The organism is Neisseria mucosa (assembly GCF_003044445.1).
Classification (GTDB): Bacteria; Pseudomonadota; Gammaproteobacteria; order Burkholderiales; family Neisseriaceae; genus Neisseria; species Neisseria mucosa_A.
This window is the reverse complement of record NZ_POWX01000025.1, coordinates 18,648-31,325: the sequence shown is the minus strand read 5'-3', so window position 1 is coordinate 31,325 and position 12,678 is coordinate 18,648. Positions and strand designations below refer to the sequence as shown.

Annotated in this window: 6 protein-coding genes; 2 read left to right on the top strand and 4 right to left on the bottom strand. The window is 50.3% G+C overall.

Annotated elements, in window-relative coordinates; translation table 11 throughout:
- From DBY90_RS13005 to DBY90_RS11425, 4 genes are all read right to left on the bottom strand, one after another.
- Window positions 1-7,140: ESPR-type extended signal peptide-containing protein (locus DBY90_RS13005; protein WP_185952207.1), on the bottom strand; the 7,140-nt coding region annotated here is incomplete at its 3' end.
- 1,066 nt (window positions 7,141-8,206) lie between these two features.
- Window positions 8,207-8,827, bottom strand: a complete 621-nt coding sequence (locus DBY90_RS11435; RefSeq protein ID WP_107987264.1) for a hypothetical protein — start codon at window positions 8,825-8,827, stop codon at window positions 8,207-8,209.
- Window positions 8,828-8,995: 168 nt separating this feature from the next.
- A complete protein-coding gene (locus tag DBY90_RS11430) occupies window positions 8,996-9,274 on the bottom strand; it encodes a GIY-YIG nuclease family protein (protein ID WP_070491424.1) in 279 nt (92 codons plus the stop codon).
- Entirely contained in the window at window positions 9,271-10,161 is an 891-nt protein-coding gene (locus DBY90_RS11425) for a LysR family transcriptional regulator (RefSeq protein ID WP_070491426.1), read from the bottom strand. Before DBY90_RS11425 ends, DBY90_RS11430 begins: the two co-directional genes overlap by 4 nt.
- A 120-nt stretch (window positions 10,162-10,281) precedes the next feature.
- Here DBY90_RS11425 and DBY90_RS11420 point away from each other — a divergent pair, with 120 nt between their 5' ends.
- A complete protein-coding gene (locus DBY90_RS11420; protein ID WP_070491428.1) occupies window positions 10,282-10,938 on the top strand; it encodes an NAD(P)-dependent oxidoreductase in 657 nt (218 codons plus the stop codon).
- A 425-nt stretch (window positions 10,939-11,363) separates the two neighbouring features.
- Window positions 11,364-12,671, top strand: a complete 1,308-nt coding sequence (locus DBY90_RS11415; RefSeq protein WP_070491430.1) for a nucleotide sugar dehydrogenase — start codon at window positions 11,364-11,366, stop codon at window positions 12,669-12,671.
- The last annotated feature ends 7 nt before the right edge of the window (window positions 12,672-12,678 follow it).

Below are 12,678 nucleotides of genomic sequence, written 5' to 3'. Positions count from 1 at the left end.
GACAGGGTTGCCTGCCGTACCATTGCCCACAGTCAGTCCGTTGTCGGTCAGGACGCTGTCGCCGACAGTTACTTTGTTGAAGGATACGTCGTCTGAAGTCGCTACGGTGATGTTCTTACCGTCGCGGGTTACTTTGATGTTTTTACCATCCTTGAACGTTACCGTTTCGCCTGCCGCCACTTTTTCGGCAGCATCGCTGTTGGCTTGCAGATTCCAGCCTTTTTCAGCAGTTTCTTTGACGGATTTAATCGCATCGCTGACGGTAGTCTTACCTGTTTCACCAATATCGGTAACCGTTACCGTACCGTTTTGGTTGGTTGAGCCTGTACCCAAAACATCTGCCAGATTGGTTTGCGCGGCATTTATCTGCTCTTCGGTCGCGGCTTGACCTTTGGTAGCGAAACCCGTATTGCCCAAGGTTTTGTTGGTCAGTCCGCTTACCGTGCCGTTCGTACCATCGATAACAACTTTCTTACCGTCGGTTTTACCGATGGTGATTTTTTCGGCAAGGCTGAAGTCGATATCCTTGTTCGTGCCACTGGTCGTAACGATATTTTTGTCTTTACTCGTGTACTTGACAGTATCACCCAGATTGATTTTCTGGTTATTGCCGTTGTCCGCCCCGATGTTCAGACCTTTGTTCAACTCTTTACCAACCTCGGTCAATGCGTCTTGAACGGTATGTACGGTAGTACCTGTCGTACCGTCGGCATGATTGACAGTAAAGCTTGGTTTTCCGACCGTACCATCAGAGCTGACGGTCGTGTTCAATGCGGCTGCAAACGGTTTGATTTGCTCGACATTTACCGCGTCGGTGTCGTCCGTACCTTTGGCAACCTTAGTAATCTTGTTGCCGCCGTTGTTCAGACCAGAATTGGTCAGAGACACTTGGTTAGAAGAGCCGTCTGCACCAATCTTCAGACCGTCAGTCGTCAGTACGCTGTCACCCGCGGTAACTTTAGGCGTAACCAATCCTGCATTCGTCAGCGTGCTGTCGCCTGCTTTCAAGGTAGTCGCAGTTACGCTGGTCAACGTAATATCGTCATTCAGCTTGACGGTAACATTGTCGTTGTCGGCGGAAGTAGTGATGTTATTGCCGCCTTTGATGCCGACGCGCTCACCCAGTTTTTTGCTTGAGGTCGAAGTGTTGCCGTCCGCATCAAAAGTCAGACCTTTGTCAGCCAGCTCTTTAAGCTGGGCATAATTCACAGCATCATCTTCATTTTCACCTTTGGCAACTTTGGTGATCTTGTTGCCGCCATTGTTCAAGCCGGACTTGGTCAGGGATACAGGATTGTCACCATTGGCAATGTTCAAACCATCATTGGTCAGAACGCTGTCGCCCGCTTTGAGTTTATCGGCATTGACGGTTTGAACAGTGATTTCGTCTTTCAGTTTGACGGTAATGCCGCCTGTACCTGATTCGGTAACCACATTTGTATCGTCGCCTTTAATTGCCAGCGTTTCGTCCAGTTTTTTGGTTACAGGAGAGCCGCTGTTGCCACTGAAGGTAATACCTTTGGTGTCAACGATCTCTTTCGCATCTACGCCTTTTTGAATCTCACCCTTGGCGGCGTCTGTAAGGTCAAGTTCGTAGTTGGTGGTTTTGGTTTGGTTGGCGTTTGCTTTTTCAGACGACCCCAACTTCAATTTACCGCCATCTTTCACGCTGACGGTTGTATTGTCGGCATGAACGGTGTAGGTCGTTTTATTACCTGCTTCCACAGCGGCAACATGGGTATTGTCGCCTTTTTCAACCACGCTGGTTTTTTCGCTGTTGGCAACAGCCTCATTGATGGCTTGTGCAACATCGGCAGCCGTGGCGAAAGCATCGCCCGTCTTTCCAGCATTAACCGTACCGTCCGTACCTGCTGTCAACGTAGATTTATTTACGTTGAACGCAATACCGTCGGCTTTGTTTTCGGCGGTCGTACCTGTGCCGTTAACGAAGTTCAGCTTGGAATCAGCTTGATTCAACGTCTTAGCATCTGTGCCGTTGACTTGTACGCCGATGTTTTGCAATGCGCTGTCAGCTTTTGTCAAAGAGGCTTTGGTTTTGTCAGACAAATCCAGATTGTAGGTAGTGACATTGGTGGTTGTATTTTCAGACGACGTCAGTTTCAAACCGTCCACACTACTGTCCAGCGCAACGGCTGCACCTTTGGCGTTGACGGTGTAAACCGCATGTCCGTCAGTCAGGTTATCGGTTTTGGTTACGCTGGCAACATTCGTACCCCCTTGAACCTCGGTTTTCGCGGCTTTAACTTGTTTGTAGCTTGCTGCGTCGGTATCTACTGCGCCGTCGGCAATGTTGGTAACTTTATTGCCGCCGTTGGAGAGTCCGCCCGCAGTCAGGCTCACTGGGTTGCTGCCTGAGCCGATGGTTACGCCGGAGCCGTTAACGGTTGTACCGGCAGTGGTTACATCGCCGCTGAAGGCTGCGGAAGTCAGTCCGGTCAATTCTTTTGCCAGTTTGACATTCAGCGTGCCGCTGTTTTTGTCCGCAACGACGCCGATATTGTTTTCAGACAATTTGTCCGCATCGTTTTGTCCGCCTTTAACGGCTACGGTGCTGCCAAGTTGACGGTCAAACTTCGTACCTGTATCGCCTTCGAAATTCAACGGCGTGCGTACGGCATTGCTCAAAGCGGTAAGCGCGTCACCTACTTTGTTATAACCTGCTACGCTTGAAGTAGAAGGGTCGCCTGAAATGACGCTGTAAGTCGGCGCAGTAATCGTGCCGTCGGGATTCACTTTAGTGCCGATGGCATCAGCGATTTTGTTCAATTGGGAAACATTGACCGCATCATTGTCTTTAGCACCGTTCTTCACATTGCCGACTGTGGTCGGAGTAGTGGTTTGAGGATCGGTCGGGTTCAATGCGGCAATGGTTACATCGCCTGTGTATTCGGTGTTGTCGTCCATGTGTTTGAACGATACGGTTTTCACACCTGTACCCGGAGCGACAGTTACTTCACGTCTCAGAATTCTGCCGTCTGTACCCACATAAGAGAAAGGCGCATCATTGTTGACAGTCGTCAGCGTGCTGACGCGCAGGTTTGCCATCGCATCTTGCAATTGCTCCAGATTAACCGCGTCGCCAGCAGTATCGCCTTTGGCAACATTAGTAATCTTGTTGCCACCCATATCCAATCCGCCCTTAGCGGTAACTTTGCCCGCGAATTCAGGATTATCGACGGTATTGATGCTGACGGTTGCACCGTTTTGACGCAGGGAGATATTTTTGCCCGCTTCCAGCGTAATGGTCGAACCGCTGGTAATGTTTTGCAGCGAGTTATCTTGTACCGTACCGTTGGTATTAGCAGTTTTCGCTGTTGTCAGCTTGAACGGTTTGTACGCATTAGCATTCAGATCACGGATTGCCTCATCGATGGTATTTTTGCCTGTACCGCCGATGTTGCTCATTGTAAAGCCGCCATCTTCGCCGACTGCAGCATTGCCGCCCAATACATTTTTAACGGTTTTGGCAGTATTGCCCAAAACGTTTTGTACCGCGTACAGCTGGCTGCCGTTGATGGCATCGGTAGAAGTGTTAGAGATTTCGCCCGGAGCAACGTTTTTCAATTGACGTTCGTAGTTTTTAGAACCAAAGGATACTTGGTCGCCAGAGGTAACATTGTTGCCGCCTGCAAAACCTGAGTATTTCAGATTGTTGACAGTAGCTTCGTTGACACTAATTGCATTGGTTGTAGTCGTACTGCCCGCACCGATTGCCACAGAGTTGCCTTTTGTGGCTTTCGCGCCCATACCGAATGCGGCAGAGGCGACGCCTTCAGCGATCGTACCCGTACCAAAAGCTGTGGATAATTCGCCTATTGCCTGTGATTTAGTGCCAATGGCTACCGCAGCTTCGCCTGAGGTCGTATGAGTATAACTATCTTTACCAGTTGCCATCACATCACCGGTATAGTCTTGATAAACCTCTTTAACCGTTTTACCCGTACCGTCTACAGTTTTCACTGCAACGGTATCCCAATCGTCCGCACCAATGGCGATAGAAGAATTGCCTTTTGCGTCTACATTGTTACCGATGGCAGTAGATTGGTCTCCCCATGCGTTGGCATATGCACCGATAGCAACGGTTTGGTTGTAATCAGTTTCAGCCGAAGCTGGTTTTGCAGGATTGGTTGCAGAAGCGTGATAGCCGATGACGACAGAGCGCGAGTTATTGGATCGAGCCTGATCACCGATAACAACGGAGCTATATTTCAAAGCCTGTGCATCATTACCGATAGCAACTCCCGCGGATTCAGCTGCATGACTGGATTTACCGATGGCGATGCTATTACTATAATCGGCGTTTGCGCCATTACCTAAAGCGATAGCGTTTTCCAAACGAGTATGGCTATTTAAACCAAGCGCCAAAGAAGCCGCGCCGTCTGCATTGGCAGCACGTCCTAACGCGATAGAATCAGTTTTCCAAGCATTATTGCCCGAGCCGATAGCGATAGCATTCACTTCGGCAGCCTTCGCGCCATCACCCAACGCAATGCCACTATCCTTAGCAGCGTAGCTAGTCTTACCAATGGCGACAGCCTTGCTGCCTGCTGCCTGCGCCTCATCACCCAACGCAATGCCACTTTCCTCAGTAGCATGGCTAGACTTACCAATAGCGACTGCCTTGCTGCCTGCTGCCTGCGCCTCATGACCGAGAGCAACTGCGCTGCTTGCTTCGGCTTTAGCGGAATGACCACCTGCAAATGATGCCCAACCCAAAGCATTGGTATTGAAACCGACAGCCGTTGCCCCTGCATTATTCGCAGTGGTATAAGCACCCAAAGCCACAGCAGAGTCATGAAGTGCATTTGCACCATCGCCCAATGCTACGCTGGATTTGCCCAATGCATTGGATGCCTGACCGCCTGCAAAAGAATTCTGACCGAAGGCATTTGCAGCCTGACCGACCGCGGTCGCGTTCGTACCGCTGGCTTTACTTGCAGCACCCACGGCGACAGAGCCTTCGCCCGTGGTCGTACCGTTGACATTGGCAACAGAGCCTGTGGCTGCTTCGACGGAAGCCTTGTTACCGATTACTACCGCATTTTTCGCCGCTGCTTTGGTTTCGCTACCGACTGCGATGGCAGATTCAGCCGATGCCTGAGCCTTCAGACCTACCGCAGTTGTACCATTGGCAGTCGCAGAAGCATCTACACCTGCGGCAAGCGCGTTGTCGCCTGTCGCACCGTCGTTGTTGTAGTTGCCTTTAGTTTGATCTTCGTTTTTAACGCTGTAAAAATGAGTTTGCGACGCGGCAGTCAGTTTGCCGTTTTTAATTTTGACAGTTTCTCCATCCACTTGGACATCGTATTTGACTTTAGTATTGCCGTTTGCTTCGGTATCAACGGTAACGGTAGTTACATTGCCGTCGGCAAACTGTACGCTTTCGCCGGGCGTAACAATGCCCTTCTCCGCGCCTGCATTATCTTTGACGGCAAAGCCTTGGTTGACGTAAGTATTGAGATTGGTCAACGCGCCACCTACGTTGGTTGCGGCTGCCGTATTGAATTTGGTCGCACTGTTGCCTGTGGCATTCGGTGTCGCATTGCCTTTGAACACATCATAAGACGGCAGCGTTACCGTACCTTGATTGTTTGTAGAATCAATGCCTACAGCTGCGTTGCCGCCCAATGCATCGGCAACTGCTTTGGCGATATTGCCCGAACCTACATGAAGCGCGTAAAGTTGGCTGCCGTTAATCGCATCGGTGGAAGTTGAGGTAATCGCACCAGGAGCAACATGTTTAAGTTGACGCTCAAAGCCAGCCGAACCGAAAGAAACTTGCGAACCTGGGGTAATGTGTGTCGTTCCCGCAAAACCGCCGTAAGTAATACCATTAACTGTCGCAGTTGTTACAGCCGTTGCATCGGTATTGGTGTGCGAACCCGCGCCGATGGCGACGGATTTATTCTGACTGGCGGTTGCGCCTACACCAAATGCAGCAGCGCCCACGCCTGATGCAGATGTCCCCGAACCAAAAGCAGTTGATAACGCACCTTCAGCGAGTGCGGCTACACCAATCGCAACAGCGGCATCGCCGGCGGTCGTACCTTTGAATGGATTGCCATAAGCCTGACCCTGCTGCTTCATTGGCATACCAGTCAACTCTTCGAATACCTGATGGACCAGTTTATTTCCTGCTGCTGCAACTTGTTTGGTCCGTACGATATTCCAATCGTCACCACCGATAGCAATGGATGAATCCCCAGTTGCACGGGTATTATTACCGATAGAAGTGGATTGCGTACCCGAGGAAATAGCATCCGGACCAAGGGCAATTGATTGTGTTGCACCTGTCGCCTTTGCTCCCACACCAATGGCAATACCTTGTCTGGAGGTTGATTTAATCTCCCCATATTGAACATCATCACTACCAATAACAATAGCAGACTCTTCTGCTGCCTGTGTATTTTTACCGATAGCAATCGAACTTTTTTTTGTTGCTTGTGCACCTTTACCGATGGCAACGGCTTCTACCCCCGTTGCCTGCGTATTTGCACCAACAGCGACCGTACTGATTTCCTTCGCTTGAGCCTCCGTACCCACAGCAATTGCATTGTTGCCACGTACGGTTAAATTGCTACCCACACCGATAGCACCATCACCGCTAACGCCTTGATTTGTTATTCTGCCCGAATCATTGTTACCAATCGCAATGGCACTTGTTCCATTAACATTAGTATCCGTACCAATCCCTATTGCCTTTTGACCAGTTGCCTGAAGATTAACACCGATAGCAATGGAATTATTACTATTCGCAATAGTCGTATGAGTTGAGTTTGGACCGATTGCCAAAGCCCCATTAGTTTTAGCTTGTGCATTATTACCAATGGCAAGGGCACCCGTTCCATTTGCCGACGTCGAGCCGTCACCAATAGCAAATACCGCCCCACCTGTTGCAGGTTTTGCATTCATCGCAGCCCAAGCCCCTTCGGAAAATCCCAATAATGCCGCGCTCAACGCCGTCAGCCTGAATAAGGTTTTCAGACGACCTTCCTCTGAGGCGCGCACATCCCCCTCAGCACCTTCGCTGCTTGATTTGACACGTCCCTTCGCCAATTCGGAAGTAACGACGAAAGAGCCGATGGTACGGTTCCATACTACTTTGAAAATCTTATTCATAACAATCTCTCTTGGTTGGATTTATTAAAAAATATCAGATTGAATTCAAGCATATACAATCAAAACAAGACGGACTCCCCGCACTGTCCCGCCGCCAAATCTTCTTCTTCAGGCACACGCAGATTTTATGAGACAGGCATTCATTTATTTTGTTTATATATTATTGAAAATCAACCAGGTTGACGTTAATTGTCACTTAAGTACAATTTTTAGAACATATCTATATCAATAGATATAGTATAGAAACTTCATCAAATTGCCGCTTATGCAAAATAAGCTCCGACAATCTTTAAGTTTCTTTTATTTTTTAACGCATATTTACTTTTACAAGTGGAACTATGTATGGAATCCTGCAATTTTTATGCCAAACTCTCATACTGCATTTATGGCTATGTCGTTTTATACTATGTTTATATTTGAATGAATATAATGAAAGAAATTTAAGATGCCGTTGCAACGGTATTGATTTGTAGAATTAATCCTTCACTCTGCGCTTACCGTCTTCTAGCGTAAGGAAGGAAATTGACAGCAGGAGCCTGCGCCAGTCCGGAAAAATACAACTGTTCCTCTGCCATAACTCCCGTCAACTGTATTCGCGGGCATAGCCCGCGCCACATCCGATCTTTTAAACTCTCACTAGCAGGCATACGGAAAACGACGCAAAAAGGTCGTCTGAAAATGCGTGCATCGCAAGCCCGATGCTTTTTTCAGACGACCTTCTTAAAACAAGTTGTATAAACCGTAACGCGGACTTTGCCCGCGACAATACAACTTTCCTTCCACCATGACTCCCGCCAACTGCATTCGTGGGCATAGCCCGCGCTATAGTGGATTAACTTTAAACCAGTACGGCGTTGCCTCTCCTTGCCGTACTATTTGTACTGTCTGCGGCTTCGTCGCCTTGTCCTGATTTAAATTTAATCCACTATACATTCCCATCTTTCAAACTCTCGCTAGCAAACATAGGAACACAATGCAAAAAGGTCGTCTGAAATATCCATAGCGGGTTTCGCTACTTTTCAGACGACCTTTTGAAGGTGGATTGCAATAAAGCTATAAAAAAGAATCAACGCCCCATTTCGCTCTGCATGGCGCGGATGCTTGCCTGCCTGTCGCTGACATCACGGGTCAGGCGGTTGATTTTTGCCTGATCCCCCTGACGGCGGGCGGCGGCAAGTTGGGATTGGGCGCGCGCGAGTGCGGCCTGCTCATTGCGGACTTCTTTTTGAAGGATTTGCTTACGCGACATTTGAGGCTTCGCAGGTGCGGATACAACGGGCGCAGGAAGGATTTTCGCTTTGCGGTTCATCTCTGCGGCACGCGCTTTGGCGGCTTTGGTATCCGGCTGGTTGCGCAGTTTCACATCCAGGCGGGGATTGGCGGCTTCTGCGGTGTTGGTTACGCTGCTTACTGCCGGACGCGGAAGGATTTTAATGTCGTCAATTTCGGGCGCTGCCTGACCGATGGCTTCTTTCAGGTTGACCGTTTCGGGAACAGCGCTGTCGGCTTCTTCGCTGCTGACGGTCGCGCTGCCGTCAACATGGGACACGGTACATTCGGCACCGGTTTTCTGGTTGGTAAAGACAATGCCGTTTGCGGTTTTGCAGATATAGGTAACGGGATTTGCGGATACGGCTGAGCTGCTGAGGCAGAGCGCAGCCGCAAGGATATAGGGTATCGGTTTCATGGCGGCCTCAAGATTTGCGGGAAGCGGGCATTATACTATGCTGCCGGTTAGGGAATTTCAACTTATCTTTCAAGAATGTTAAATTCAGCGATTTACAGAAAATAGGGGTCGTCTGAATTCTGTTTTTCAGACGACCTTTTTTCCATATGCCTTCGGGCAAAATTCGCACTACCGCTCAGTGGAGGCATTTCCCGCCGCTGCTTCCCACAACTCCCTCTTCTTCCCTGCCGTCAGTTTTTTGATGGCGATTTCCTGTTTCAATGCCTCGCTTTTGGAGAGGTCGTCTGAAACGATACGCATCGCCGTCGGTTTGTTCAGCCGCGTGTATTTCGCGCCTTTTCCTGAGAGATGGGCGGCAAACCGCTCTTGCGGGCGGTTGCTGATGCCGCAGTAAAGCGCGCCGTTTTCGCACAAAATCAGGTAAACGCTCCAATTTTCCGCGCTCATGCTTCTGCTTCCTTGGCGAAACTTTCCGTGAAAATACGGACGGCGGCTTCGGTTTTGGCAGACTGGACACGATAAGGCGTAACCAAATAGAGGCTGACCGGCGGCAGCGTCCACTCGGGCAAAACGGTTTTCAGACGACCTTGGGCGATTTTTTCCCGAACTTCGCCGCCCACTTGCAAAGACAAACCGAAACCGCTTTCGGTCAGGCTGCACACGGCGGCAAGATGCGTGCAGGCAATGCTGTCGGCGACGTCGAGAAAATAGCTTTCGCTGCCGTGTTGCAAGGTCGTGCGGACGGGCAGGAAGTGCAGCCAACGATGCGTGTGAAGCTGCGAGGGATGGGTAATGGGCGCATGACGGTCGAGATAATCGGGCGCGGCGCAAATGGTGGACTGCCAGGTAACGAGATGACGCGCAACCAAATTGGGATCGTCTAGGGCGCGGTCGCCGCCGCGTATGGCGATGTCGGTTTGGCTGTGTTGCAGGTCGTCCAAGGTATCGCTGAAATTGAGGATGGGGCGGATTTTGGGAAACTCGGTTTGCAATCGTGAAAACGCCGTCTGAAAAGCGCGGGACTCGATGACGGTGGAAGTCAGGGAAATACGCAATTCGCCGACGGGTTCGGTTTTCAGATTGTCGATAACGGTACGCGTATCGGCAAGGGTGGCGGCGAGGCGGCGGCAGTATTCGCCCAAAGCTCTGCCGGCATCGGTAGGCGCAAGGCTGCGCGTGCTGCGGTTTAACAGCTTGATGCCGTGCAGGGCTTCGAGGCGGTTGATGTGCTGGCTGACGGCAGACGGAGTCATGCCCAGCGCGGCAGCGGCGGCGTTCATGCTGCCGTGTTCGAGGACGGCGGCGAAAACGAGCAGGGGTTTGATGTCTTGCATTCTATTTCTATTATTTAGCTCAACTTCACAATCATAACAGCAAATCAGGGATTATCAAGCGTTTCAGACGGCCTTACAATGCACTCATCTAATCAATCACACCTCAACAAGGAGTCAAACATGAAAATCGCAGTTATCGGTGCAACAGGTTATGTCGGCAACGCAGTCGTTCAAGAATTGGCAGGTCGCGGTCATGAAGTAACTGCTTTCGCCCGCAACACGGATAAAGTGTTCCAAGCGCAAAATGTTGCCGCCGTCTCCGCAGATGTCAACGCGGCTGACTTCGCCGACAAGCTGGCAGGCTTTGACGCCGTGGTCAGCGCGTTCAATCCGGGCTGGGCCAATCCCAATATCGGCGCGGATTTTACACGCGGCGCAAACAATATCGTCGAAGCGGCAAAAGCGGCTCAAGTGCCGTATCTCTTAATCGTCGGCGGCGCAGGCAGCCTGTATGCCGCACCTGATTTGCAAGTTATCGATACGCCCGACTTCCCCAAAGAAATTTACGACGGCGCCAATGCCGCGCGCCATCTCTTGACCGCACTCCTGCCGCGTCGCGATGTAAACTGGTCTTTCGTTTCCCCACCGGTACGACTGGGCGCGGACGGCGGCTTCAGCGAAGACAAAACCGGCAAATACCGCTTGGGCAAAGACGATTTGCTGATGGACGGCGAGATTCCGGCAGGCATCAGCGTAGCGGATTTGGCGATTGCCATCGCCGACGACGCGGAAAACAAAGCGCATTTGTTTGAACGCTTTACCGTTGCCGCCGCTTAACCGCCAAATATGGCAAAGGTCGTCTGAAAACCTTATCAATCAGGTTTTCAGACGACCTTTTTAATTTTAGACCGGGCTTTATAAAAACCTTAAGCTTGGTTAATTTACGAAAATATTTTGGAATCCATCACCCATCACTCATTTGTATTTACGATGCAAATTTTTATAACTAGAGAAATAATACACATTAAAAACAACAAGATTTATTGCATTACGTCATTATTGTTTTATAATATATGCATATTTTATACATGCCATCGTATTTACCTATGCCATATTTTGCATGAAGCGTAAAACTTTTTTTTCCTCTTTTACTCTAAACTTGCGAACAGCTCTACCTCTTTACTTGCCCGCCTCCCACAGGCAGGCACGACGCGAATCCGATACGGTCGCGTTTATTTGTTTTCCATCACATGAGACCTATCATGAAAAATACCACCATTCAGAAATTTGCAGATAAAACCGCCAAAATCGGTATCGTCGGCTTGGGCTACGTCGGCCTGCCTCTGATGCTCCGTTATGTGGACATCGGTTATCAGGTTTTGGGCTTCGACATCGACAAAACCAAAGTCGACAAACTCAACAAAGGCGAAACCTACATCGAGCATATTCCTGCCGAGAAAATCGCCGCCGCTTCAAACAGCCTGTTTGAAGCCACCACCGACTTCTCCCGCATCGGCGAAGTGGAAGCCGTGATTTTGTGTGTACCGACTCCGTTGAACAAATACCGCGAGCCGGACATGAGCTTCGTTATCGACACCACCGACGCGGTGAAACCTTACCTGCGCGCCGGTCAAGTGTTGTCTTTAGAATCCACCACCTACCCCGGCACAACCGAAGAAGAATTGCTGCCGCGCGTTGAAGAAGGCGGTTTGAAAGTCGGTAAAGACGTGTTCTTGGTGTACTCTCCGGAACGCGAAGACCCGGGCAATCCGAATTTTGAAACCCGTACCATTCCGAAAGTCATCGGCGGTCATACCCCTGCTTGTTTGGAAGTCGGTATCGCGCTGTATCAGCCTGCCATCGACAAAGTCGTACCGGTAAGCTCCACCAAAGCCGCCGAGCTGACCAAGCTTCTGGAAAACATCCACCGCGCCGTGAACATCGGCTTGGTAAACGAGATGAAAATCGTCGCCGACAAAATGGATGTCGATATTCACGAAGTCATCGCCGCCGCCGCAACCAAACCGTTCGGCTTCGTTGCCTACTATCCCGGCCCGGGCTTGGGCGGACACTGTATCCCCATCGATCCGTTCTACCTGACTTGGAAAGCGCGCGAATATGGCGTGAATACCCGCTTCATCGAGTTGGCAGGCGAAGTGAACTCCCACATGCCTGACTACGTTATCGGCAAAGTAGGACTGGCTTTGAACGAACACAACCGTTCCATCAAAGACAGCAAAATCTTGGTTTTGGGTATCGCCTACAAGAAAAACGTGGACGATATGCGCGAAAGCCCGTCAGTAGAAGTGATGGACCGCCTGCACAAACTGGGCGCGGACATTTCCTACTCTGACCCGCACGTGCTCGAGTTCCCATACATCCCCGGTCATCACTACTTCGACCTGAAGAGCGAGCCGCTGACGCCGGAAACCGTGGCGAAATACGACTGCGTGGTTCTGACTACCGATCACGACAAGTTTGACTACGACATGATTGCCGAACACGCCAAACTGATCGTCGATACGCGCGGCAAATTCCCTGCGAAAAACCCGAAAGTCGTGAAGGCGTAACACCTTT

What these genes read in the sequence shown, in the direction of transcription:
- DBY90_RS11420 (WP_070491428.1), top strand. Translation starts at nt 10,282, where the DNA reads ATGAAAATCGCAGTTATCGGTGCAACAGGTTATGTCGGCAACGCAGTC.
- DBY90_RS11425 (WP_070491426.1), bottom strand. Translation starts at nt 10,161, where the DNA reads ATGCAAGACATCAAACCCCTGCTCGTTTTCGCCGCCGTCCTCGAACAC.
- DBY90_RS11435 (WP_107987264.1), bottom strand. Translation starts at nt 8,827, where the DNA reads ATGAAACCGATACCCTATATCCTTGCGGCTGCGCTCTGCCTCAGCAGC.
- DBY90_RS11430 (WP_070491424.1), bottom strand. Translation starts at nt 9,274, where the DNA reads ATGAGCGCGGAAAATTGGAGCGTTTACCTGATTTTGTGCGAAAACGGC.
- DBY90_RS11415 (WP_070491430.1), top strand. Translation starts at nt 11,364, where the DNA reads ATGAAAAATACCACCATTCAGAAATTTGCAGATAAAACCGCCAAAATC.